Source organism: Bradyrhizobium tropiciagri (assembly GCF_018130545.1).
In the GTDB taxonomy this organism is placed as follows: domain Bacteria; phylum Pseudomonadota; class Alphaproteobacteria; order Rhizobiales; family Xanthobacteraceae; genus Bradyrhizobium; species Bradyrhizobium tropiciagri_A.
In genome coordinates this window covers 306,308-329,540 of sequence record NZ_JAFCKF010000005.1, presented here as the reverse complement: position 1 = coordinate 329,540, position 23,233 = coordinate 306,308, and the positions used below count along the sequence as shown (strand labels likewise).

General features: G+C 64.6%; 21 protein-coding genes. 7 read left to right on the top strand and 14 right to left on the bottom strand.

Annotated features, from left to right (window positions below):
- Positions 1 to 238: 238 nt before the first annotated feature.
- The 3 genes from JQ616_RS23160 to JQ616_RS23150 all read right to left on the bottom strand — a co-directional run bounded on the left by JQ616_RS23160 (position 239) and on the right by JQ616_RS23150 (position 3,930).
- The gene (locus JQ616_RS23160; RefSeq protein WP_212019132.1) at positions 239 to 1,195 is read right to left on the bottom strand and encodes a DMT family transporter; all 957 of its coding nucleotides are present in this window, start codon (positions 1,193 to 1,195) and stop codon (positions 239 to 241) included.
- A gap of 282 nt (positions 1,196 to 1,477) precedes the next feature.
- Entirely contained in the window at positions 1,478 to 2,317 is an 840-nt protein-coding gene (locus tag JQ616_RS23155) for an aldo/keto reductase (RefSeq protein WP_212019130.1), read from the bottom strand.
- A gap of 131 nt (positions 2,318 to 2,448) precedes the next feature.
- On the bottom strand, positions 2,449 to 3,930 hold the full coding sequence (locus tag JQ616_RS23150) for an aldehyde dehydrogenase family protein (protein ID WP_212019128.1): 1,482 nt from the start codon (positions 3,928 to 3,930) through the stop codon (positions 2,449 to 2,451).
- A 117-nt stretch (positions 3,931 to 4,047) separates the two neighbouring features.
- On the opposite strand from JQ616_RS23150, the gene JQ616_RS23145 reads away from it, so the two are divergent.
- Together JQ616_RS23145 and JQ616_RS23140 are read left to right on the top strand one after the other, a co-directional pair.
- The gene (locus JQ616_RS23145; protein WP_212018371.1) at positions 4,048 to 5,133 is read left to right on the top strand and encodes a substrate-binding domain-containing protein; all 1,086 of its coding nucleotides are present in this window, start codon (positions 4,048 to 4,050) and stop codon (positions 5,131 to 5,133) included.
- Positions 5,134 to 5,217: 84 nt separating this feature from the next.
- Entirely contained in the window at positions 5,218 to 5,955 is a 738-nt protein-coding gene (locus JQ616_RS23140; RefSeq protein WP_212018369.1) for a glutamine amidotransferase, read from the top strand.
- A gap of 22 nt (positions 5,956 to 5,977) precedes the next feature.
- Here JQ616_RS23140 and JQ616_RS23135 read toward each other — a convergent pair whose 3' ends face one another.
- Genes JQ616_RS23135 through JQ616_RS23115 form a run of 5 tightly spaced genes read right to left on the bottom strand, consistent with a single transcriptional unit; the run spans position 5,978 to position 10,754 of the window.
- Positions 5,978 to 6,421 carry a DoxX family protein gene (locus JQ616_RS23135; RefSeq protein WP_212018367.1) on the bottom strand — a complete coding sequence of 148 codons (444 nt, stop codon included), beginning with the start codon at positions 6,419 to 6,421 and terminating at the stop codon, positions 5,978 to 5,980.
- Positions 6,421 to 7,278 carry an intradiol ring-cleavage dioxygenase gene (locus tag JQ616_RS23130; protein WP_212018365.1) on the bottom strand — a complete coding sequence of 286 codons (858 nt, stop codon included), beginning with the start codon at positions 7,276 to 7,278 and terminating at the stop codon, positions 6,421 to 6,423. The genes JQ616_RS23135 and JQ616_RS23130 overlap by 1 nt, the downstream gene beginning before the upstream one ends.
- Positions 7,271 to 8,365, bottom strand: coding sequence for a maleylacetate reductase (locus JQ616_RS23125; RefSeq protein WP_212018363.1), 1,095 nt, complete (start codon positions 8,363 to 8,365; stop codon positions 7,271 to 7,273). The genes JQ616_RS23130 and JQ616_RS23125 overlap by 8 nt, the downstream gene beginning before the upstream one ends.
- Entirely contained in the window at positions 8,365 to 9,723 is a 1,359-nt protein-coding gene (locus JQ616_RS23120; protein ID WP_212018361.1) for an MFS transporter, read from the bottom strand. Before JQ616_RS23120 ends, JQ616_RS23125 begins: the two co-directional genes overlap by 1 nt.
- Before the next feature lie 56 nt (positions 9,724 to 9,779).
- Entirely contained in the window at positions 9,780 to 10,754 is a 975-nt protein-coding gene (locus tag JQ616_RS23115) for an amidohydrolase family protein (protein ID WP_212018359.1), read from the bottom strand.
- 183 nt (positions 10,755 to 10,937) lie between these two features.
- Here JQ616_RS23115 and JQ616_RS23110 point away from each other — a divergent pair, with 183 nt between their 5' ends.
- Positions 10,938 to 11,501 (top strand): MarR family winged helix-turn-helix transcriptional regulator, encoded by a 564-nt coding sequence (locus JQ616_RS23110; protein ID WP_212018357.1) that lies wholly within the window; start codon positions 10,938 to 10,940, stop codon positions 11,499 to 11,501.
- Positions 11,502 to 11,523: 22 nt separating this feature from the next.
- Positions 11,524 to 12,723, top strand: a complete 1,200-nt coding sequence (locus JQ616_RS23105) for a 3-hydroxybenzoate 6-monooxygenase (protein ID WP_212018355.1) — start codon at positions 11,524 to 11,526, stop codon at positions 12,721 to 12,723.
- Here JQ616_RS23105 and JQ616_RS23100 read toward each other — a convergent pair.
- From JQ616_RS23100 to JQ616_RS23075, 6 genes are all read right to left on the bottom strand, one after another.
- Positions 12,720 to 13,619 (bottom strand): SMP-30/gluconolactonase/LRE family protein, encoded by a 900-nt coding sequence (locus tag JQ616_RS23100; protein WP_212018353.1) that lies wholly within the window; start codon positions 13,617 to 13,619, stop codon positions 12,720 to 12,722. The two genes, JQ616_RS23105 and JQ616_RS23100, sit on opposite strands and share 4 nt — an antisense overlap.
- 144 nt (positions 13,620 to 13,763) lie before the next feature.
- Positions 13,764 to 14,189 carry a globin family protein gene (locus JQ616_RS23095; RefSeq protein ID WP_212018351.1) on the bottom strand — a complete coding sequence of 142 codons (426 nt, stop codon included), beginning with the start codon at positions 14,187 to 14,189 and terminating at the stop codon, positions 13,764 to 13,766.
- Positions 14,190 to 14,350: 161 nt separating this feature from the next.
- Positions 14,351 to 15,145, bottom strand: coding sequence for an ABC transporter ATP-binding protein (locus tag JQ616_RS23090; RefSeq protein ID WP_212018349.1), 795 nt, complete (start codon positions 15,143 to 15,145; stop codon positions 14,351 to 14,353).
- Between the two features lie 10 nt (positions 15,146 to 15,155).
- A complete protein-coding gene (gene ntrB, locus JQ616_RS23085) occupies positions 15,156 to 16,058 on the bottom strand; it encodes a nitrate ABC transporter permease (protein WP_212018347.1) in 903 nt (300 codons plus the stop codon).
- A 67-nt stretch (positions 16,059 to 16,125) separates the two neighbouring features.
- The gene (locus JQ616_RS23080) at positions 16,126 to 17,436 is read right to left on the bottom strand and encodes a CmpA/NrtA family ABC transporter substrate-binding protein (protein WP_212018345.1); all 1,311 of its coding nucleotides are present in this window, start codon (positions 17,434 to 17,436) and stop codon (positions 16,126 to 16,128) included.
- Between the two features lie 343 nt (positions 17,437 to 17,779).
- Positions 17,780 to 18,694, bottom strand: a complete 915-nt coding sequence (locus JQ616_RS23075; protein ID WP_212018344.1) for an intradiol ring-cleavage dioxygenase — start codon at positions 18,692 to 18,694, stop codon at positions 17,780 to 17,782.
- A gap of 146 nt (positions 18,695 to 18,840) precedes the next feature.
- Between JQ616_RS23075 and JQ616_RS23070 the strand changes: the two genes are divergently transcribed.
- The 3 genes from JQ616_RS23070 (at position 18,841) to JQ616_RS23060 (ending at position 23,201) form a co-directional block, all read left to right on the top strand.
- Entirely contained in the window at positions 18,841 to 20,115 is a 1,275-nt protein-coding gene (locus JQ616_RS23070; protein ID WP_212018342.1) for a serine hydrolase domain-containing protein, read from the top strand.
- A gap of 156 nt (positions 20,116 to 20,271) precedes the next feature.
- Positions 20,272 to 21,780: a sensor histidine kinase gene (locus JQ616_RS23065; RefSeq protein WP_212018340.1), complete on the top strand. Its 1,509-nt coding sequence runs from the start codon at positions 20,272 to 20,274 to the stop codon at positions 21,778 to 21,780.
- Between the two features lie 101 nt (positions 21,781 to 21,881).
- Positions 21,882 to 23,201, top strand: a complete 1,320-nt coding sequence (locus JQ616_RS23060; RefSeq protein ID WP_212018338.1) for a dicarboxylate/amino acid:cation symporter — start codon at positions 21,882 to 21,884, stop codon at positions 23,199 to 23,201.
- Positions 23,202 to 23,233 lie beyond the last annotated feature (32 nt).

Genomic DNA, 23,233 nt, shown 5'->3' with positions numbered 1-23,233 from the left:
CCGCGGCCAACATCCCAATGAAAAAAACGACAAACCAAAATGCACTTGCACTGCCCCCAAAACGCTCTGCGGCGTTCTTGGGAACAAGTTAGCACGCGGCGAACGCGGGATTGCCGATTGTTTCAGAATTCCCCTGATTCAGCGCCAGGGAAGCAAAGTTTTCGGCCGATCTGTTGTACCCGCGCAACGATCAGAGCGCGCATCTTCGCAACCAGCGCACGATTTGTCGCCGCCCCGGTCAGGCGTTCGGCGACGGCTCGCTGGCCACGGTCAGCAACTGCGACCGTCTGACGCGCTCGCGATGCGCGGTGTAGAGCCCGGAGGCGACGATGAATCCGGCGCCGAGGATGGTCCAGCGATCGGGCACCTCGCCGAAGATCAGGAAGCCGAGAATGCTGACCCACAGCAGCTGCGTGTAGGAAAACGGCGCCAGCACCGAGGCGTCGCCATAACGGAACGCCAGCACCACGATCCATTGTCCGACAGTGGAGGCAACGCCGATCAGAATGCCGAACATGATGTCATGCCAGGTCGGCGTGACCCAGACGAACGGCACCAGCGCGCTGACGATGGCGACGCCGACGATCGACGAATAGGTCATGACCGTAATCGGGCGCTCGCTGCCGCTCATCATGCGCGTCAGGATCAGTGTGCCGGCCCAGGCGAACGCCGAGACGATCGGAAAGATCGCGGCGGGATGGAAGGCACTGGTGCCCGGCCGCAGGATGATGAACACGCCGGCAAGACCGACCGCGGTCGCGATCCAGCGGCGCATACCGACTTTCTCGCCGAGGAACGCGATCGACAGCGCGGTGACGAACAGCGGCGAGACGAAGCTGGTGGCGGAGGCCTCGGCGATCGGCAGGAAGCCCAGCCCCGTGATGAAGATCAGGGAGGAGCCGAGCAGCGCGGCGCCGCGCAGCACGTGCAGTCCGGGACGGCTGCTGCGCAGCGCGAACAGCGGCGTGCCCGGCAGCATCGCCGGCGTCATGATCAGCGCGAACACCAGGAAGCGGATCCAGGCGATCTCGATCGAAGGCAGCGTGGACGAGAGATATTTTGCGGTGACATCCGATGTGCCCAGGAACACCGTCGACAGCAGGATCAGCGCGATGCCCTTGAATGGCCGGTCGGTGCGCGCAGGTGCCTTGTTGCGTACGACGCTTTTCGTTGAGGGCGCCGTCTTGGCGGGCAATGAAAGGGGAACGCTGTCCAGCCTGGCGGCTACGGCGGCGGGGGGCGGTGTCACGGCAATCTCGATGAGCAAAATAAGGGGAATCTGCTGTCGTAGAGAACGCCAATTCCGCTGCGAGAACAATGCCCGAAAACGGGACTCCGATATGCGCCAGCGCGCGTGACCGCCTGCCGCAGGCCGCGCGCGGCCGCAACTGAAACCGTTTGTTAAGCACTGTGTGGAGCGAAACGGTGTGAATCCCACGAATTGGCGGGACTCTGGATCGTTGTGTGACGTGTTGCTTCAGAGCATCGGCAGCGAGCGCGGCTTCGGACCGCGCGGGAACGCAGCGTCAAGCGCGGCCAGTTCATCGCCGCTGAGCGTGAGCGTGCCGGCTGCCGCATTCTCCGCCGCGTGCTCCGCATTCGACGCCTTCGGAATCGCAAGCACCGGCGGCAACCGCGTCAGGAAGCTCAGCGCGACCTGGCGCGGCGTCGCCTTGTGCTTCTCCGCGATCGATTGCAGCACCGTGCCAGCCTTGGTCGACGCCAGCGGAAAATCATTGTGGCCGAACGGCGAGTAGGCGACGACGGCAACGCCGTGTCGTTCGCACCACGGAATCACGGCGTGCTCGATGGCACGCTCCTGCAGATGGTAGAGCACCTGATTGCAGGCGATGTTGCCCTCGCCCGCGACATCGCGCAGTTCGTCGAGATCGTCTGCGTCGAAATTGCTGACGCCCCAGGAGCGGATCTTGCCGGCAGCGATCAATTCGTCGAATGCTGCGACCGTCTCGGCGAGCGGGTAGGTTCCGCGCCAATGCAGCAGATAGCAATCGAGCCGATCGGTCTTCAGCCGCTTCAGCGAGCGCTCGCAGGCGGTGATGGTGCCGCGGCGCGAGGCGTTGCTCGGCAACACCTTCGAGACCAGGAACAATTCGTCGCGTCGGCCGGCAATGGCGTCGGCGATCACCAGCTCGGCGTCGCCATACATCTCGGCGGTGTCGATATGCGTCATGCCGGCATCGATGCCCCGCTTCAGCGCAGCGACGGCCGCCTTGCGGTCGCCGCGATCGAGATACCAGGTGCCCTGCCCGATCACCGAGACCTGCGGGCCGTTGTTGCCGAATTTTTTTGTCTGCACGATCGCCTCGTTCTGCGTGGGTTCGTTCATGAACGATAATGCAAGCAGGCGACAATGTCTCCACAGCGTCGTCCCGGCCTTCGCCGGGACGACAGCTATTTTGTGGCGCGATCTTGCGCCTCTCAACAATCTCACACGTTGAGATTCATCCACACCGCCTTCGGTTCCGTAAAATTATCGAGCGCGGCGGTGCCGTGCTCGCGGCCGAGGCCGGAGTCGCGCTCGCCGCCCCATGGCAACCGCACGTCGGTGTAGCCATAGGTGTTGATCCACACCGTGCCGGCGCGGGCCTTCCTGGCAAAGCGCTGCACGCGGCCCATGTCGGCGCTCCAGACGCCGGCGGCGAGGCTATAGGCGGTGCCGTTGGCGATGCGCAACGCATCGGCTTCGTCCTTGAACTTGATCACGCTGACGACGGGACCGAAGATCTCCTCCTGCGAAATGCGCATCTCATGCGCGACATTGGCGAACACCGCCGGGCTGATGAAATAGCCGCGGTCGCCAACGCGTTCGCCGCCGGTGGCGAGCTGCGCGCCTTCGTTCCTGCCGATTGCGACATAATCGAGGATCGAACGCATCTGCTTTTCGGAGATGACAGGCCCGAGCACGGTGCCGCGATCCGCGGGATCGCCGATCCGGAGCGCCTCGGCACGCGCGACCAGGCGCTCGACCACCTCGTCATAGGCCTTCTCCTGCACCAGCACGCGGGAGCCTGCCGAGCAGACCTGCCCGGCGTTGAAGAAGATGCCGGCCGCGGCGGCCTTGGCGGCGGCTTCGAGATTGGCGTCGTCGAAGATCACATTGGCGGATTTGCCGCCGAGCTCGAGCGAGACGCGTTTGAAGTTGCCGGCAGCGCCCTTCATGATGCCGCGGCCGACGCCGGGCGAGCCGGTGAAGGTCACCTTGTCGACATCGGGATGATTGACCAGCGCATCGCCGACGACGCGGCCCGGTCCGGTCACGATGTTGAATACGCCCTTCGGCAGTCCGGCTTCGAGCGCGAGCTCGCCGATCCGCAGCGCCGACAGCGAGGTCAGCTCGGCCGGCTTCATCACGACGGTGCAGCCGCAGGCCAGCGCCGGTGCCAGCTTCCACATGCCGATCATCAGCGGGAAATTCCACGGCACGATCGCCGCGACCACGCCGACCGGCTCGCGCACCGTGTAGGTCAGCGCGTCGTCGCGCGCCGAGACCACCTCGCCGCTGATCTTGTCGGCCCAGCCGGCGTAGTAGGTCAGCGTATCGATGGCGGCCGGAAAATCCTGGCGCAGCACGGCCGAGATCGGCTTGCCGGCATCGAGGCTTTCCAGGGCAACAATCTCGTCGGCATGCTTCTTGAGCAGCTCAGCCCATCTCAAGAGGATGTGGCCGCGCTCAGCGGCGCGCATGGTGCGCCACGGGCCCTCGAAGGCGCGGCGGGCAGCCGCGACCGCGCGGTCGACATCCGCCTCATTACCCTCGGCAATCGTGGCGATCACCTGCTCGGTGGCGGGATTGAACGACTTGAAGCTGTTTCCGGACAGCGAGCGGACGCGGGCACCGTCGATCAGCAACAATTCGTCCCTGATGGTCCGGGCGCGGCGGTCGCGTTCATAGTCATATGCAACGGACATCATATTTCCTCCTGGTCTTGTCCCTCAACGTAGGAGGCTTTGTTCAGCAGTAAATATGATATCTTGTACCTATTGGTATACCAGGATATGAAGTCTTCTTCATAAGTGGTGACCGCGATGCTGCAGATCGAGATCGAGACCGTCTGGCGCTTCCGGAAGGAAAACTCGCCGCAGACCGTGGTGGTGATGCTCGGCATCCTCAACGAGATCAGGAAGACCGGGAAGATCACCAGCGCCGCCACCGACGCGCAGCTGTCCTATCGCCATGTCTGGAACCTGATCGAGCAATGGTCCGAGTTCTTCGGCGTGCCCCTGGTGGAGACCCAGCGCGGCAAGGGCTCGAAGCTGACGCCATTCGGCGAGAAGCTGGTGTGGGCCGGCCAGCGCATGCAGGCGCGGCTCAGCCTGCAACTGCAAAACCTCGCGCAGGAACTGGTCACTGAGATCAAGCCGTTCCTCGAGCAGCGGCCGCAGGTCATCCGAGTCCATGCCAGCCACGGCTTTGCGGTGTCGAAGCTGCGCGAGTTCCTCGACCGCGCTGGTGGCGTCGGCATCGACCTGCGTTACGTCAGCAACCAGAACTCGCTGGTCTCGCTGGCGCAGGGCGCCTGCGATCTCTCCGGCGTGCATTTGCCGCGCGGCGAGTTGCGCGCGCAGGGCATTAAGGCCTGTCGGGAGTGGCTCGATCCGCGCGAGGACCGCGTGATCAACTTCGTGACCCGCGAGATGGGCCTGATGGTCAAGCGCGGCAACCCGCTGAAGATCACCTCGTTGAAGGACCTGGTCGAGCGCAAGGCGCGCTTCGTCAACCGCGACCATGATTCCGGCACGCGGCTGCTGTTCGATCAGTTGCTGGCGCTGCACAAGATCCCGGAAAGCCGGATCAACGGCGCCCAGCACATGGAGTTCACCCACGCCGCGGTCGCCGCCTATGTCGCGAGCGGCATGGCTGATGCGAGCTTTGGCGTCGAGGCCGCCGCGCGGCAATTCGGGCTCGATTTCATCCGCCTGCTCACGGAAGATTATTTCTTCGTCTGCAAGCGTGCGTTTCTCGAGACCGAGCCGATGCAGCGCGTGCTCGAGATCATGAGGAGCGGCGAGTTTCACAAAGCCGTGGGCGCCCTTCCCGGCTATGTCGCCTCGCAGACCGGTGCCGTCAGCGGCGTGAAGGAGTTTCTCGAAAAGCTGCATTCCGACCGCTGACCCGCGAGGTGGACGACGGCTGGACTCGTCGCGACCTGACGCGCTATATTTGAGATTATATATCGAAAAGACTGGACGTCACCAATGCGACCACCGCGCTCCGCCATTGCCATCCGCCATGTGGCGTTCGAGGATCTGGGGCTGCTTGCCCCAATCATGGAGCGCGCCGGCTGGAGCGTGTCGTTCTGCGACGCGCCGGTCGACGACCTCTCCGATCGTGCGATTCGCGATGCGGACCTCTTGATCGTGCTCGGCGGCCCGATCGGGGTCTACGAGACCGAGACCTATCCGTTCCTCGCGACCGAGATCGCGCTCTTGGAACAGCGGCTGCGGCGCGGCTTGCCGACGCTCGGCATCTGCCTCGGCGCGCAGCTGATGGCGCAGGCGCTCGGCGGCCGGGTGTTCCCGGGCAAGGTCAAGGAGATCGGCTGGGGGCCGGTCGAGCTGACGGCGGACGGCAAATCATCGTGCCTGCGTAACCTGCAAACCAAGGTGCTGCACTGGCACGGCGACACCTTCGATCTGCCTGATGATGCGGTGCGGCTGGCCTCAAACGCCAATTACGAGAATCAAGCCTTTGCCTGGGGCCATAACGCACTGGCGCTGCAATTCCATCTCGAAGCCGATCCGCGACAGCTCGAGGAATGGTATGTCGGCCACGCCGTCGAACTGTCGGCGGCGAAGATCCCGGTGCCCGAATTGCGCGCGGCGACGCAGGCGCTGGCGAGGCCGGTCGCCGCCCAAGCCGAGCAGGTGTTCGGCGACTGGCTGCTCTCCATCGCGCCAAACCACAGCGGGCTTCGTTCCAGCGCCGGCGCGTGAGCCGGCGCCGGAGCAACAGGACTCACGGCCTACGGCCCGCGCTCACGGCGTAGCTTCCCGGCCCGTAGGCCGCGATCAGCGCGAGCGCGCCGAGCAGGCCGAGATTCTTCAGGAAGTTGATGGTCTGGGTCACGACCTGTGCCTCGGGTGCGGCCCAGAAATTGTGAAACATCAGCGTCGCGGCGATCGTGAACAGGAACAGCACCGCGGCCGCCTGGCGTGCGAACAGGCCGAGCACCAGGGCGATGCCACCGCCGAGCTCGACCGCCGTTGCCCCGCCCGCAAGGAGCGCACCGATGCCGTCGGCGCCGCCGAGGCGGCCGGCGGTCGCGGAGAAGGCCATCAGCTTGCCGATACCGCTGTAGAGAAACAGCGGCGCGATCGCGAGCCGGGCGAACAACAGAACCCAGGAATCGGACAGACGGCCGATTTTCTCAGTTGCGGCAATGTGAGTGGAACTGGACATCAGCTGTCTCCTTTGGTGTTGGGAAGCGGTTTGAGGCCAAACCGGTAGGTGAGGCCGCGCTGGATTTCTCCGGACTGGTGATCGCGGGAGAACGGCGCGATCAGCGAGTTCTTGACGCCGAACACCGCATCCGAATCGAGGTACGGGCTTTCCGCATCGAAGATGTGAGTGATCAGGGTCTCAAAGCCCTCGGCGGCGATCATGAAGTGGACATGCGCAGGGCGGTACGGATGGCGCCCAAGCGCCTCCAGCATCGCGCCGACCGGCCCGTCATGCGGGATCGGATAGAACGCGGGCATGATCGACGTGAAGGAGAACCGTCCCTCGCGGTCGGTCCTGAACCGCGCGCGCATCGCGAGTGATTCCAAATCGGGCTGCTGGACATCGTAATAGCCATCATCGTCGGCGTGCCACACATCGACCGTGGCACCGGCAAGCGGGCGGCCATCGGACGATTGGACGACGCCGTTGACGCTGAGCTTCTCGCCTGCGATGCCGCCGGAGATGTCGGCGCCGAGCGGCAGCTCGGGTGCGGCAGCGACGAAGAACGGCCCCAGCACCGTCGTCTCGGTCGCGCCTTCGGGCATCCGGTGGTTGATCGCATCGACCAGCATCGAGACACCGAGCGTGTCGGACAGCAGGATGAACTCCTGCCGCTTGTCGCTGCACATCTGTCCGGCGCGAGTGAGGAAATCGATCGCCGCGTTCCATTCGTCGAAGCTCGGCTCGACGTCGCGCACGAAATCATGCAGATGGCGCACGAGGCTGGTCATCACGGTCTTGAGGCGCGCGTCGCCGGTTTGCGCCAGGCTATCAATCACGGCCGCGGTGATGTTGTGCTCGTCGAAATCACGCATGCGAGGTCTCCCAGACGCTCGGCGTCAGAGTTGGCCGCACGCCGCAAAGCGCGTCGTCGAGCAGCGCGCGTAGCGCCGGCTGCGAGAGCGGCCGTGGATTTGGATAGGGCGTTTCGGCAGCCGCTGCCGCGGCGCGATCGATGTCCGACGGCTTCAATCCCAGTGCCGCAAGCGAGGTCGGCGCGCCGAGCCGGTTCGCCAGGTCGAACAAGCCCGCGCTGGCATCGGTGGCACCGAGCGCCAGCGCGATACGCTGTATGGCATCGGCGGCAGCCGGGCCGTTGTAGGCAACCGCATGCGGCAGGATCACCGCATGGGTCTCCGCATGCGGCAGGTCGAACATGCCGCCGAGCGTGTGGCAGAGCTTGTGATGCAGGCCCATGCTGACGGCATTGAGGCAGCAGCCGCACAGCCACGCCGCGTAGAGCGCATCCGACCTCGCGCTGCGGTCGTCGGATGCGGCGATGAGCCTCGGCAGTGCCTGCGCGAAGCGGCGGATGCCTTCCTCGGCGAGCAGCGAGGTGACCGGATTGCGATCATGCGCGTACAGCGCCTCGACCGCGTGGGCGATGGCGTTGAGGCCGGAGACAGCGCTTTGCTGCGGCGGCAATGTCAGCGTCAGATCGACATCGTAGACGATCACCTCCGGCTGCACCTTTGGACTGCGCAGCGTCGTCTTCCGGCCGCCCTCGGTCTGGCCGAGGATCGATGTCGCCTCGGAGCCGGCATAGGTGGTCGGCAGCACGATCTGCGGAAGATCGGTATGAAGCGCGATGGCCTTGCCGAGCCCGGTCGCCGAGCCGCCGCCGATCGCCACCACGCAATCCGCATCGAGCATCCTCACCTGCGCCACGGCTTTTGCGGTGACGTCGACCGGCGTATGCATCGTGGCTTCCGCGAATACGCCGGCCGCCAGCGGGCCGAGATCGGCGGCGAGCGTATCGGCCTCGCCACGTTGTGGCGCGGTCGAGAGCAGCAGCGCGCGGTGACACGAAAGCCGCCGGACTTCATCGGCGAGGCTCGCCCGGGTGCCCGATCCGAAAATCACCCGCGTTGCAGGCGCGCTATAGGCGAAGCTCTCCATCATCACTCCGCGGGAGCCGTGTCGATGGCAACGGGACGGGGCACTGTGGCAAGACCGAGCGAGCCGATCGCGAAGGCCCCGACGATCGCGGCCCCGCCGATCACCCAGAACACGATGTCGGGCCCACCGGTCATCTGCTGCAGCAGTCCGATCAGATAGGGCCCAAGGATTGCGCCGACCCGGCCGACGCCCAATTCCATGCCGACGCCGCTGGCCCGCAGCAGGGTCTCGTACGAGCCGGCGGTGAAATTGTTGAGTACGTGCTGCGCGCCGATGATGCAGAAGCCGGCGATGGCAACGATCGCGAGATTGACGCCGTGACCGCTGACGAACACCAGCGCCAGCACGGCAATGCCGCCGGTCAGCCACCATGTGGCGAGGTAGCGGGGCGTCAGCGACATCTTGCGGTCGGCCAGCATCGCAAGCGTCAGCCCGCCGACGAACGACATCGCCTGCATCAGCGCGCCGAAGCCAAACGATGCAGCAAACGTCTCGCCGCGCTTCTGCATCACGGTCGGGATCCAGCCGGTCAGGCCGAAGATCGCAAACAGGCTGAGGAACGCGGTGATCCAGATCGTCAGCGAGACGCGGCGATAGCGCGGGCTGAGCAGCGCTGCGATCGGATTGGGCACGCTCCCCGTATCGGCGGAAACGAAGCTCGCGTTGCGATAGACCGTGGCGCGCTCCGGGCGAAGCCGCGCAAGCAGCACGCGCAGCTCCTCGGTACGGCGCCGCGCCGCCAGGAATTGAGGGCTTTCCGGCAGCACCGCGTGCGCGACGAAGGTCAGCGGGATCGACAACGCGCCGAGGTAATAGAGGATCTGCCAGCCGTAATGCGGCGTCAGATAGACACCGACAAGCCCGGCGCAGACGCCGCCGAGCGACCAGCCCAGCGTCACGCCCCACAGCGAGAAGGCGTTGCTGACGCGTCGCGGCGCCAGCTCGTTGACGAAGGTGGTACCCAGCGGCAGCAGCACGCCGAGACCAAGACCGGTGGCGAAGCGCAGCGCGCAGAAACTCCAGAAGTCGTTGCCCACAGTTGCGGTCAGCAGAGTGAAGATGTTGACGATCCAGAGACCGACCAGCAACGTGCCGCGCCGGCCAAGCCGGTCGGCGACCGTGCCGTGCCCGACTGCCCCGAACAGAAATCCGACCAGCCCCGAGCTCACGAGGAAGCCCGCCTGGCTCGGCGACAGCCCCCAGGGTTTTGCCACGTAGTGGATGACATAGGCAGGATTGAACGTGTCATAACCATCGAACAGCGTGATGAGCGTGATCAGGATGCCGAGGAGTATGTGCAGCCGGCCGACGGCCGCGCTCGACAACTCCTCATGCACGTCGATTTCCGGCGAAGTGCTCACGGTTTCCTCCATTGCAACAATGATGCGCCCTGCTCTGCGGCAGGTTGGACGGGCGCTTAGAGTCTGAAGAGCTTGCGGGCGTTGTCGCGGCCGATCTTGATGCGGTCGCCCTCGGCGATGGTCGCGGTGTCGAACCATTCGGCGGCGTGATCGATGTTTTCGAACGGCCAATCGGCCGAGAACAGGATGCGGTCGGCGCCGATCTCGAGCATCGCGTCGATCAGCGTTTGCGTCCGGAAATTGCCCGATGTCGTGATGTAGAAATTCTCCCGGAAATAGTCGGCGATCTTGCGCTTGGCGGGATAGACGTTCTGCGCACGCATCCACTTGTTGTGGTTGTCGACGCGCCACATCGAATACGGCAGGCCCTCGCCCATATGGCCGAGGACGATCTGCAGCCGCGGATAGGCGTCGAACAGGCCCGAGCCCATCAGGCGCAGCGCGTGCACGGCGGTCTCCTGGCCGAACGCCCAGGTCGGCCCCATCAACCAGCGATGGCCCTCATAGATCGCGGCATCCTTCGCCAGCGGATTGCGCGGATGCAGGTAGAACGGGACGTCGAGCCGCTCGACCTCGGACCAGAACGGCCAGAACTCCTTGCGGTCGTAATAGACCGCGCCGTCCTGACCTTCGACCTCGCTGAAGCCGTTGACCAGCGCACCGCGGAATTTCAGTGCGCTGACGCAGCGATCGAGCTCGCGCGCGGCGGCTTCCGGATCCTGCATCGGTAGCGCGGCGAGGCCCTGGAAGCGCTGCGGCCGCCGCGCGACCTGCTCGGCCAGAAAATCATTGGCGCGGCGCGACAGCTCCAGCGCGCGGCTGCGATCGGGGATGGCCTGGATCGCCGGCGCGTTGAGCGACAGCAGCATCAGCTCGATGCCGTGCGCGTCCATCTCGGCAAGGCGGCGGTCCTGAATATCGAGCAGCCGGGCCTTCAGCTCAACCCAGTCATCGGTCGGCGAGAAGCCCGCGCTGTCGCGAACCGTCTCCTCGATGGCGAAGTGCTCCTCCAGTGCGATCTTTCCCTGCATGGCGTCGTCCTTTCCCGCTCGCGGCTCGTTTCCGTGTTGACAGAGCAAAACATCCGGTCCAAATATTTGTCAATGAGAAAGTTGCAAATGCAAATTATTGAGATGCAACTGTTGTCGATGCGAAGACCGGCGGCTATTCCGGGCGGATGTCTCCCGCCAGGAATGAAGCCCGGATCTAAGCCCATGTACCGATTTTCGAATTCGCTCCCCTATCTGCTCGCGCGGCTCGGCGTGCGGATGGGCGATTTGTTCGCCCGCGTCATCCGTCACGAGAAGTTGACGCTGCCGATGTACCGCGTGCTCGCCGCGCTTTCCGAGCAGGGACACCCGCTGCGGCTCGGCGAAATCGCCGAACTGACGTCGGCCGACGTCTCGACGCTGTCGCGCATCGTTGCCGAAATGAGCCGCGCCGGGCTCCTGACGCGCGACCGTCCGGAAAACGACCAGCGCAGCCTTCAGGTCGTGCTGACGCCAAAGGGCGCCGAGCTCGCGGCACGGCTGATGCCGATCGCGCAATACTATGAAGAGGTCGCAACCGGTGCGATGTCGGCGAAGGAAGCGGCCGAGCTGAAACGGGTGCTGGTCGAGCTCTACAAGAATCTCGATCGGCTCGAGCACGAGGTCGAGGCCGGCCTGATCGAGGTGCCCGCCGCAGCGGCGGCGAAAGAGATGCGCGAGCCGAAAGTCGACGCCAAGGCCAGTGCCAAGAGCAGCGGCGGCCGGCGACGCAAGATACCGAGGAAATAGAACCACAATTCAGGGAGAGGACATGCGCAGGGATCCGATCATCATTGCAGGCGGCGGTATCGGCGGATTGGCCGCGGCGGTCGCGCTGGCCCGCAAGGGATTGCAGGTCACCGTGCTGGAGCGCGCGCCGCGCTATCAGGAGATCGGCGCCGGCATCCAGCTCGGCCCGAACGCCTTCCATGCCTTCGACCATCTCGATCTCGGCGATGCCGCCCGCTCGATCGCGGTATTCATCGACCAGTTGCGGTTGATGGATGCCATTTCGGCCGAGGAGATCACCAGCATCGATCTGACCAGCTATTTCCGCCAGCGTTTCGGCAATCCCTACGCGGTGGTCCATCGCGGCGATCTGCACGGCATCTTCCTGCGCGCCTGCGAGGCGGATCCCCGCATCACGCTGCGCAGCGATTGCGATGTGGCCGGATATGACCAGGACGGCGAGACCGTCACCGTGCGGCTGAAATCCGGCGAGCACATCAAGGGCTGCCTCTTGATCGGCGCCGACGGGCTGCGGTCGCGGATCCGCCAACAGATGGTCGATGACGGCCCGCCGCGGATCGCAGGCCACACCACCTATCGATCGGTAATCCCCACCGAGCAGATGCCGGAGGATCTGCGCTGGAACGCCGCGACCCTGTGGGCCGGCGCCAAATGCCATCTGGTGCACTACCCGCTCTCGGGCTGGAAGGTCTTCAACCTTGCCATCACCTGCCACAACGATCCGGCGGAGGCCTTTGCCGCAAGGCCGGTGACCCATGAGGAGGTGCTAGAGGGCTTTACCGACGTCCATCCGCGCGCCAAGGCGATCATTCACCACGGCAGGGATTGGAAGGCATGGGTGACCTGCGACCGCGATCCCATCGAACGCTGGGTCGATGGCCGCGTGGTCCTGCTCGGCGACGCCGCGCATCCGATGCTGCAATACTTTGCGCAGGGCGCCTGCATGGCGCTGGAGGACGCGGTCTGGCTCGCTGAGCTACTGGGTGAGATGCCGGATCGCTTCGAGCAGGCGCTGGAAAAATACCGGCAGGCCCGACTGATGCGCACGGCGCGGGTCCAGCTCCAGGCCCGCGAACTCGGCACCCACGTCTATCATCCCGCCGGCGTACACGCGCTGCTGCGCAACCAGTTGATCCGCGAAACCAGCCTCGAACAGTTCTGCGACAAGCTCGCGTGGTTGTACGACTCGCCGTTCCCTGAACAGCCGCGCGTCGCCGCCTAGCCCAACCCGCTGATGTCGGCGACCAACACCGTACCTGTCACCGATTCCGTGATGTAGAGCCGGTCGCGGTTGGCGCCGCCGATCGCGACATTGGTGCAACTCTGTCCGGCGCAGGACTTGATCCGCGCGATACACTCGCCGTTCGGCGCGAACACGAAGACATGGCCGAGCGAGGCGTGCGCGACGAACAGCCGCCCCGCGCTGTCCATCGTCATGCCGTCGGGTCCGCTGGGGCCGAACAGCGAGCAGAAGCGCCCGACTTTCGAGACGCCGCCGTCCTTCATCAATGGCGCGCGCCAGACCGCATTGTCGCGCGTCATCGCAACGAATAAGACTGCCTCACGCGGATCGAGCACCAGGCCGTTCGGGCTGATGCCGGTGTCGATCAGGCAGTCGAGCGCGCCGTTCACCCGCAACCGATAGACGCGGCCGGTCGGATCGTGCAGCCCGGTCTGGCCCTGATCCGTGAAATAGATGTCGCCGTTGGAGGCGATGTGCAGGTCGTTACAGCCGCGGAACGATTCCGAATTCCGCGAGCGCAGCACCGGCGTGACCGCGCCGGACCTGGCATCGAGCTCCATCAGCCCGTGCCGGTAATCGGCGATCAGGATGCGGCCCATCGGGTCGATCTTCAGCCCGTTCGGCCAGCCGTCATATTCGGCGACCTGCGACCACGATTTGTCGGGCGCAATCCTGAAGATGCGGCCGAACGGAATGTCAACGATGTAGAGATTGCCGTCGGCATCGAACGACGGCCCTTCGATGAAGCAGTCGGTCACCGCGCCCGGCCGGTTGGCGTCGGCCCATTCGCTCGCCACTTTGCGACGGAATTCGGCGGGAACGGCGGAGAAGATTTCGGTCGGGATCAGTTTCGGCGGCGTTTCCAGGTACATCATCGTTGGTTCACCCGTTGGCGGAACGGGCGAACCTTAGTTGCTTGCCTGCGTCATTGCGAGCGCAACGAAGCAATCCACCTATCCGCCTGGGTGATGGCCGGATCGAACGGACCCCCGCAACGACGTAGCGTCTTCAGCTCGCCCCTACTCCGCAGCCTGCGCGCTGCCATAGGCTTCCGAGATCATGTAGCCGGACAGTGTGCCGTAGGCGGCGGTCCATGCGGCGGCGACGTCAGGCGTCCAGGCGTCGCCGAGGCCCTTCTCCAGCGTCCACAACAGCGCGCCGCCGACCACGGGGTAATGCTCCGGCTTGGCACCATAGCCGACATGACGCTTGGCCAGTGCGCTCGCGGCGGGAAGCACCGACGGCAAATTGCTCAACCCATTGACGACGACTGCAAGCGTTCCCATCAATTTCTTGCGTTGCTCGGTCATGTCGGAGGGAAACATCGCTTTCACCGCCGGTGCGACCTCGAACAGGCGGTCATAGAAGATGACCGCCGCCTGCTCCGAAATCGGCGCGACCTTGGCGAAGGTTTCCTGGACAAGCTTGACCTGGTCTTCCGTCATGTGTGCCTCCGTGCACGATTTCTCGCCGCGCCATTGCGGCGAGACAGAAAAAGCACTTCACATGAGCGACGGGTCGCTCATTGATTCATCTGAGCATGATCTCAGCGCGAACGCTTCGCGTTTGTCGCGGGAAAACCGGCTTCCACTTTTCCGGATCATGCTCATGCCGCCTCGACGAAGCTGTGGCGCTCGTAGAGGAATTCGAGCACGCGCTGCCGGCATTTCAGGTAGCCGGGATTGGTGGCGAGTTCGAGCCGCTTGCGCGGACGCGCCAGCGGCACTTCGAGCACCTCGCCGATCCGCGCGCTCGGGCCGTTGGTCATCATCACGATGCGGTCCGACAGCAGCACGGCCTCGTCGACGTCGTGGGTGATCATCAGGATGGTGTTGCCGAGCTTCTGGTGCAGCGCCATCACCGAATCCTGCAGATGGGCCCGGGTCAGCGCGTCGAGCGCGCCGAACGGCTCGTCGAGCAGCAGCACCTTCGGTTCCATGGCGAGCGCACGCGCGATGCCGACGCGCTGCTTCATGCCGCCGGAGATCTCGCTCGGCCGCTTGTCCTTGGCATGCGCCATCTGCACCAGGCTCAGATTGTGCATCACCCAGGCGTCGCGCCCGGCCTTGCTCTTGGTCCTGGCAAACACCTTGTCGACGCCGAGCTTGACGTTCTCGTAGACCGTCAGCCAAGGCAGCAGGCTGTGGTTCTGGAACACGACGGCGCGATCCGGCCCCGGCGAATTGACCTCGCGGTTCTCCAAGAGCACGCCGCCATTGGTGGCGCCGGTGAGGCCGGCGACGATGTTGAGCAGGGTCGACTTCCCGCAACCGGAATGGCCTATGATCGAGACGTATTCGCCCTTCTCGATCGTCAGGTTGATGTCCTTCAACACCTCCGTGGAGGCATTGCCGCGGGTGAAGATCTTGTCGATGTGATCGAGCTTCAGATAAGCCTGCATGACTTGTCCCTCAGTTCGCAGCGGTGCCGCGGGTCACGATCCTGCCCAGCCCCGCAATCAGGCGGTCGAGCACGAAGCCGATGATGCCGACATAGAACAGCGCCAGGATGATTTCGCTGATGTGCGAGGAATTCCAGGCATCCCAGATGAAGAAGCCGATGCCGACGCCGCCGATCAGCATCTCAGCCGCGACGATCGCGAGCCAGGACAGGCCAATGCCGATCCGCAGGCCGGTGAACATGTAGGGCGCAGCCGCCGGGATCATGATCTTGGTGAAGAACTCCAGCGGATTGAGCTGCACCACGGCGGCGACGTTGCGGTAGTCCTGCGGGATGTTGCGGATGCCGACCGCGGTGTTGATGATGATCGGCCACACCGAGGTGATGAAGATGACGAAGATCGCCGAGGGCTGACCGTCGCGGAATGCGGCGAGCGACAGCGGCAGCCAGGCCAGCGGCGGAATCGTCCGCAAAATCTGGAACAGCGGATCCAGCCCGCGCATCGCCCAGACTGATTGTCCGACCAGCGTGCCGAGCGCGATGCCGGCGATCGCCGCCAGCGAATAGCCGTAGGCAACGCGCTGCAGGCTGGCGGAGAGGTGCCAGAACAGGCCCTTGTCGATGCCTCCATTGTCGAAGAACGGATCCAGGATCAGCTCCCTGGTGTCCTTGAACACCTTTGACGGCGGCGGCAGGCTGGAGCCGGCGCGCCGGCAGATCAGCTCCCACACCACGAGCAGCAGCGCAACCACGATCAGCGGCGGCACCACGCGCGCCGCGCTCTCCTTCGCCATCCTGGCGTATCGCTCGGCGCGCGGCGCGCGCTTCGGCGTCATGGTCACGACCGGCGCCGCAGCAACGGCTGGCGAGATCGCAACCTCCAACATCTCGGTCTTCATGGCAGGCATCGACATTGACAAAGTATCTCCGTGGTCGGGCGACGGGCCGCGCAGGAAAGCGCGGCCCTAACGGGGGCTCGGCTCAGACGTCGACGCGCTTGATGGACAGCGACTTCAGATAGGCGGCGGGATTCTCCGGATCGAACACCTTGCCGTCGAAGAAGGTCTCCTTGCCGCGCGAGGTGGAAGCCGGAATGTCGGACACGCCGAGCTCCTTTGCGGCCTCCTTCCAGAGATCCTCGCGGTTCACCTTGGCGATCAGCGCCTTGGTGTCGAAACCCGCCTCATACTTGCCCCAGCGGATGTCTTCGGTGAGGAACCAGAGGTCGTGGCTCTGATAGGGATAGGACGCGTTGTCCTTCCAGAACCGCATCTGCTGCGGCGAGTTCTCGACCACGCGGCCGGTGCCGTAGTCGAACTTGCCCTTCATGCGGTCGGTGATGTCCTCGACCGGGCAGTTGATCCACTGCCGCTTGGCGCAGATCGCCGCGGTCTCCTCGCGGTTCTCCATCTTCTCGCACCACTGCTGGGCTTCCATGACCGCCATCAGCAGCGCCTTTGCTGCCTTCGGGTTCTTGTCGACCCAGGCCGCGCGCAGGCCGAACGACTTCTCCGGATGCTTGTCCCAGAGCTCGCCGGTCGTGATCGCGGTGTAACCGATGTCCTGGTGGATCAGCTGCAGATTCCACGGCTCGCAGACGCAGAAGCAGTCCATCGTGCCGACCTTCATGTTGGCCACCATCTGCGGCGGCGGCACCACGATGGTCTCGATGTCCTTGTCGGGGTCGATGCCGCCGGCGGCGAGCCAGTAGCGGATCCAGAGATCATGCGTGCCGCCGGGGAAGGTCATCGCGGCCTTCACCGCCTTGCCGGAGGCCTTCTTCTTCTCCAGCGCCGCCTTGAACGGCGTGGTGTCGATGCCGACCTTGAGATCGGCATATTCCTTGGCGACCGAGATGCACTGGCCGTTCAGGTTGAGCCGCGCCATGATGTACATCGGCGTCGGCTGATTGTTCTGCGTCACCTTGCCGGCCGAGATCAAATACGGCATCGGGGTCAGGATATGCGCGCCGTCGATGCCGTTGCCCTCGGAGCCAAGCACCAGGTTGTCGCGCGTAGTGCCCCACGAGGCCTGCTTCTGCACCTCGACGTCGGGCATGCCGTATTTGGCGAAGATGCCCTTCTCCTTGGCGACGAACAACGGCGAGGCATCGGTCAGCGCGATGAAGCCGAGCTTGGCGCCCTTCACCTCGGGGCCCGTACCTTGCGCGAATGCACCAGCGGGAAAGTTGAGCTTGGCAGCGGCGAGCAACGCGGCGGCGCCACTGGTTGCCTTCAGCAGGCGGCGACGGCTGATCGCACGGCTCGGGGGCGTGTTGCTGGGCTTGGTCATCGGTGTCCTTTGCGTCGTTGCGTTGCAGTGTTGCGTCTGTGCGTCGAGCACCTCCCGTCGGGTGGCGACGCGCGCAGGGCGCAAAAGGGCATGCACCGGGGAGGCCCGGACTGGCGGCGTCAGAAATCCGATGGGGTGGCCTCGAGGGACGGCTTCATTGGCGTCGGCATTTGACTATTCAAGCCTTATGCCAAGCTACCGCAGTGCAAAAATCGGCTTTATTGCAATGTTTTGCGCAATTTGTCGCAGCGCGCGCGGGTCTTTCGCGCGCACCCAAAATTTGCGATTCGCTCAATTGTTGCGCGACGCACAAAAATTGAGCAGACGGTTTGGAGGATGCCGATCAGGCGTCTTCGGTGACCTTGGTGCCGAGTGGCGCAGGCGCCATTCCGCCACCGGGCTTCACGTGGAATTCGTAGGTCATCAGGCTCCACGGCGCATCCGATCGCTGGCCGTCGGGCATCACGGGATCGGTGCGCCGCTCGACCTTGGCGATCAGTTCGTCCTTCACGCCGAACACGACATCGGAGTCGATGTACTTGTCGCCTTCGACGAACACATGCGTGATCAACGGCTCGTAGCCCTTGGCATTGACCAGGAAGTGCACATGCGCCGGCCGCATCGGGTGACGGTTGGTCTGCGTGATCATCTGCCCGACCGGGCCGTCGGTCGGGATCGGATAGCTGCACGGCACGATGGTGCGGAAGAAGAAGCGGCCGTCGGCATCGGTGATGAAGCGCGCCCGCGACGACGGACCTTCGGTGGCATAGCTCGGCTTTTGCGAGTCATAGAATCCGTCGTCGTCCGCGTGCCAGATATCGACCGGCACATTGGCGAGCGGCTTGCCGCCGAGATCGGTGACGCGGCTTTGCACGAACATGCGCTCGCCGGGCAGGCTCGCAGAGATGTCGGTGCCGTGCGGCGTCACCTTGTGCTCGCCGACATAGAACGGGCCGAGCACGGTGGTCTCGGTGGCGCCGTCGCGATCCCGGTGGTTGACCGCATCGACCAGCATCGACACGCCGAGCACGTCGGACAGCAGGATGAATTCCTGGCGGATGTCGGTGCACTTCTGCCCGGTGCGGGTCAGGAAGCCGATCGCGTGGTCCCACTCCTCGAAAGTCAGATCGGTCCTGCGCACATAATCGTGCAGCGACTTCACCAGTTCCTGCAGCAGGAACTTGGCCCTGGGATCGGGCGTCTGGTCGAAGCTGCGGATGACGGCGGCGGTGAGCTCGGTTTCGTTGAACTGGGTCATCTCGGCGTTTCCCTTGAAGCCCTTTTTGGGGCGCGATTGCGGGCGCGAGCCTACACCACCGGCCCTGCGCCGGTAAGCAGCAGCCGGTTGGTGAAACAGACACTTTTCGGCTATCAAGGCTGCCTTGCCAGCCGGAGAAACGCCCGATGTTAGCCCCCACGCCTGCCTCGCCCGAATCCGCGGGAATGTCGACCACTGCGCTGAACCGCCTCGAAGCGCATCTGAAGAGCCGCTATATCGATGCCGGCCGCTTTCCCGGCACCCAGGTCCTGATCTACCGCCGCGGCAAGATCGTGCATTCCACGGTCCAGGGCTTTGCCGATCTCGAACGCAAGGTGCCGGTCAAGGACGACACCATCTTCCGCATCTATTCGATGACCAAGCCGATCACGTCGGTCGCCTTCATGATGCTGGTCGAGGAAGGCAAGGTCGCGCTCGACGAGCCGGTCGCGAAATACATTCCGGAATGGAAGAACCTCGGCGTGTTCGTCGCCGGCAACGCGCCCGCCTTCCTGACCCGTCCGCCGACCCGGCCGATGCAGATCGTCGACCTGTTGCGCCACACCTCGGGCCTCACCTACGGCTTCCAGCAGCGCTCCAATGTCGACGCCGCCTATCGCGAGAAGAAGATCGGCGAGGTCATCAAGGCCGGCACGCTCGACGGCATGATCGAGGACCTGGCCAAGATCCCGCTGGAGTTCTCGCCGGGCGAGGCCTGGAATTACTCGGTCTCGACCGACGTGCTCGGCTATCTCGTCGGCAAGATCTCAGGCCAGCCGTTCGAGCAATTCCTGAAGGAGCGCATCTTCCAGCCGCTCGGCATGAACGACACCGACTTCTTCGTGCCCTCAGACAAGGCGCATCGCTTTGCCGCCTGCTATTCCGCCGATCCGCAGGGCGGCTTCAACCCGCTCGCCGCCGAGCGCAAGGGCACGCTGACCTTGCAGGACGATCCGACCACCAGTTCATTCCTGTCGCCGCCTTCGCTGATCTCGGGCGGCGGCGGACTGTGCTCGACGGCGGCCGACTATTTGACCTTCTGCCGGGCGCTGCTCAATGGCGGCGAACTCGGCGGCGTCCGGCTGCTCGGCCCGAAGACGCTGAAGCTGATGGCCTCGAACCACCTGCCCGGTGGCGTCGACCTGCCGGCGATGTCGCGCTCGATGTTCGCCGAAGCCGCCTATAACGGCATCGGCTTCGGCCTCGGCTTCGCGGTCACCATGCATCCGTCGCAAACGCTGATCGCCGGCAGCCCAGGCGAATTCAACTGGGGCGGCGCCGCAACGACATCGTTCTTCATCGACCCGGCGGAGGAGCTGATCACCATCTTCATGACCCAGGTGCTGCCGTCGAGCGCCTATCCGCTGCGGCGCGAGCTGCGCACCATGGTCTACGCCGCGATCACCGAGAGCAACCTCTGATCCCGAGGCCTCTCAGGGCAAAAGCTATTCCGCGGCGCACACCTCGTTTCAGCATCATGGCGCCGCGGAACCTTTCTGATATCAAGCTGTTTCCTTTGGCGGATTTTTCCCGCCTCCCCTCAGCTCACAGCCAATGGGCACCGACCCGGGGACTTCGTGCCGAAATTGACATTGCCAGTGCGTCTCGCGCTTCTGGTCGCGGGAACGATGTTGCCGCTGATCATTTTCGCGGTCGGCATCGTCTTCCATAACTATCAGCAGGAGCGCCAGGCCGCGACGCAGCGCGTGCTGGAGACCGCGCGCAATGTTCGCCTGCTGCTCGATGCGGAAATGCAGCGCATGACCGGCGGGCTCGAGGTGCTCGCGCTGACCAATTCGCTGCGCAACGGCGACTTCGGCAATTTCCGCCGTGTCGCGGCCGGCTTCCTCGACCAGTACGGCAAGGACGGCGTGATCCTGGTTGCCGACCGCACCGGACGCCAGGCGTTCTCCTCGCTGACGACGGATACCGCGAGCCTGCCGCCGCGCAACAATCTCGATCTCGTCGAGAAGGTGTTCACGACCCGGCAGCCGCAATACTCCAACCTGTTCTTCGGCGCGGTGAAGCGGCGGCTGATCATCACCGTCGAGGTGCCGGTGATCCGCGACGGCGAGGTGCTCTATGACATCTCGTTCAGCCCACCGATCGAGGTCTTCCAGGCCATCATCGAGAAGCAGCGCCTCAACCAGGACTGGACCATCTCGATCTTCGACAGCGACGGCATCAACCTGGCGCGGGTGCCGAATCCGCAGGCGACTATCGGCCAGCGCGCGGCGCCATCGCTGTTTGCCGAGATGTTCCGCCGCAGCGAGGCGACGCTGCCGACCGTCTCGCTCGAAGGCGTTGCCCTGATCACCGGCTTCACCCGGTCACGCGTCACCGACTGGACCGTCGCAGCCGGGATCGCCGAGAATTCGCTGGTGGGGCCGCTGTTGCGCACCCTTTCGATCACCAGCGTGATCGGCGGCGTCCTGCTTATGGTCGGCCTCGGCTTTGCCTTGCGGATGGCGACTACGATCGCGCGCGGCGAGATGCTGCACGACCTGCTGATCGAGGAGCTCAACCACCGCGTCAAGAACACGCTGGCGATCCTGCAATCGATCGCCACCCAGACCTTCCGCAGCGCGAGCCGTGCCGAGCGCGAAAAATTCGAGGGACGTCTCGGCGCGCTGGCCGAGGCGCACAATCTGCTCTCGACCGACAAATGGCAGGGCTCGGACCTGCAGGACGTGGTCAGCCGCGTGCTACGGCCCTATCTCCTGAACGCCTCCGAGCGGGTCAGGATGTTCGGACCGCGCGTGCCGTTGTCGCCCCGGCTTGCCCTGGTGCTGTCGATGCTCCTGCACGAGATGGCGACCAACGCCGCCAAATATGGCGCGCTGTCCAACGACACCGGCACGGTGACACTGGACTGGGAAATCCTGCAGGAAAGCGCTGGACCGAAGCTCCGGATGATCTGGACCGAGGCCGGCGGCCCGCCCGTGACGGCGCCGGTGCAGCGCGGCTTTGGCTCCCGGTTGATCGAGCGCAGCGCCCGCGACCAGCTCGGCGGTGAGGCCACGGTCGATTTCCTGCCCGGTGGCGTCGTCTATACGGTGACCAGCACCCTCGAAACCGGCGAATGACCGGGTCCATGGCACCCAATCCTGCGACATCTTGGCACGCAAGTTGCTAAGATGTGACGGGTTCGGCCGGCAAGGACACCGGTCAGAAACAGGGGGAATTCATGTCGACCATCGCAGCGGAAGCCACCGTGGCACGAAAGCCGCTATACACATCGCTGTTCGTGCAGGTGCTTGTCGCGCTGCTGCTCGGCATCATCATCGGCATGGCCGCGCCGGACTTCGCGATCGGGCTGAAGATATTTAGCGATGCCTTCCTGAAGCTGATCTCGATGATCGTGGCGCCGATCGTGTTCTGCGTCGTGGTGCACGGCATCGCGGGCGCCGGCGACCTCAAGAAGGTCGGACGGGTCGGCGTCAAGGCGCTGGTCTATTTCGAGACGATGACCACGGTCGCGCTCATCGTCGGCCTGCTGCTCGCCTATCTGTTCGGGCCCGGTCACGGCATGAATATCGACACCTCGACGCTGGACGCCAAGGCGCTCGGCAATTACGCCAGCAATGCGCAGAAGCTGAAGGGCGAAGGCGTCGGCAGCTTCCTGCTCAACATCATCCCGACCACCTCGTTCGACGCGCTGTCGCGCAACGACGTGCTGCAGGTGCTGTTCTTCGCCATCATCTTCGGCGTCAGCCTGGCACTGGTCGGCGGCGAGAAGGGCGAGAGGATCGCCTCCTTCATCGACGCGATCTCGACCGTGCTGTTCCGCGCCATGGGCCTGATCGTGCGCTTCGCGCCGATCGGCGTGCTCGGCGCGGTCGCCTACACCGTCGGCAAATACGGCGTCGGCTCGCTGAAGCAGCTGCTGTCGCTGGTCGCGCTGTTCTATATTTCGGTCGCGATCTTCGTGCTCGGCGTGCTTGGCGGCGTGATGGCGCTTGCCGGCATCAACCTCCTCAAATTCCTCGGCTACCTGCGTGAGGAGCTGATGATCGTGCTCGCCACCGCGTCCTCCGACGCGGTGCTGCCGCAGATCATGCGCAAGCTCGAACGGCTCGGCGTCAAGGATTCGGTGGTCGGCCTCGTGATCCCGACCGGCTACTCCTTCAACCTCGATGCGTTCTCGATCTACCTGACGCTCGCCGTCGTGTTCATCGCACAGGCAACCAACACGCCGCTGTCGTTCGGCGACCTGCTGCTGGTGCTCGGCGTGTCGCTGATTACCTCGAAGGGCGCGCATGGCGTGCCGGGCTCGGCGATCGTTATCCTGGCAGCGACGCTCAATGCGGTGCCGAGCATCCCGGCGATCGGCCTCGTGCTGGTGCTCTCGGTCGACTGGTTCATCGGCATGGCGCGCGCCGTCGGCAATCTGATCGGCAACTGCGTCGCCACCGTCGTGGTCGCGGCATGGGAAGGTGACCTGGACCGTGACAAGGCCCGTCGCGTGCTCGAGGGCGCCGAGGCGGTCGATGTGACCGCGGGCTGAGGGCGCCGCTCAAAACCGGTAGCGTCCCGCGT

Coding starts and splice junctions, on each gene's coding strand:
- JQ616_RS23060 (WP_212018338.1), top strand. CDS start 21,882: ATGTCGACCATCGCAGCGGAAGCCACCGTGGCACGAAAGCCGCTATAC.
- JQ616_RS23145 (WP_212018371.1), top strand. CDS start 4,048: ATGCTGCAGATCGAGATCGAGACCGTCTGGCGCTTCCGGAAGGAAAAC.
- JQ616_RS23130 (WP_212018365.1), bottom strand. CDS start 7,278: ATGCGTGATTTCGACGAGCACAACATCACCGCGGCCGTGATTGATAGC.
- JQ616_RS23140 (WP_212018369.1), top strand. CDS start 5,218: ATGCGACCACCGCGCTCCGCCATTGCCATCCGCCATGTGGCGTTCGAG.
- JQ616_RS23135 (WP_212018367.1), bottom strand. CDS start 6,421: ATGTCCAGTTCCACTCACATTGCCGCAACTGAGAAAATCGGCCGTCTG.
- JQ616_RS23080 (WP_212018345.1), bottom strand. CDS start 17,436: ATGACCAAGCCCAGCAACACGCCCCCGAGCCGTGCGATCAGCCGTCGC.
- JQ616_RS23110 (WP_212018357.1), top strand. CDS start 10,938: ATGTACCGATTTTCGAATTCGCTCCCCTATCTGCTCGCGCGGCTCGGC.
- ntrB (WP_212018347.1), bottom strand. CDS start 16,058: ATGTCGATGCCTGCCATGAAGACCGAGATGTTGGAGGTTGCGATCTCG.
- JQ616_RS23075 (WP_212018344.1), bottom strand. CDS start 18,694: ATGACCCAGTTCAACGAAACCGAGCTCACCGCCGCCGTCATCCGCAGC.
- JQ616_RS23105 (WP_212018355.1), top strand. CDS start 11,524: ATGCGCAGGGATCCGATCATCATTGCAGGCGGCGGTATCGGCGGATTG.
- JQ616_RS23115 (WP_212018359.1), bottom strand. CDS start 10,754: ATGCAGGGAAAGATCGCACTGGAGGAGCACTTCGCCATCGAGGAGACG.
- JQ616_RS23100 (WP_212018353.1), bottom strand. CDS start 13,619: ATGATGTACCTGGAAACGCCGCCGAAACTGATCCCGACCGAAATCTTC.
- JQ616_RS23125 (WP_212018363.1), bottom strand. CDS start 8,365: ATGATGGAGAGCTTCGCCTATAGCGCGCCTGCAACGCGGGTGATTTTC.
- JQ616_RS23090 (WP_212018349.1), bottom strand. CDS start 15,145: ATGCAGGCTTATCTGAAGCTCGATCACATCGACAAGATCTTCACCCGC.
- JQ616_RS23150 (WP_212019128.1), bottom strand. CDS start 3,930: ATGTCCGTTGCATATGACTATGAACGCGACCGCCGCGCCCGGACCATC.
- JQ616_RS23070 (WP_212018342.1), top strand. CDS start 18,841: ATGTTAGCCCCCACGCCTGCCTCGCCCGAATCCGCGGGAATGTCGACC.
- JQ616_RS23095 (WP_212018351.1), bottom strand. CDS start 14,189: ATGACGGAAGACCAGGTCAAGCTTGTCCAGGAAACCTTCGCCAAGGTC.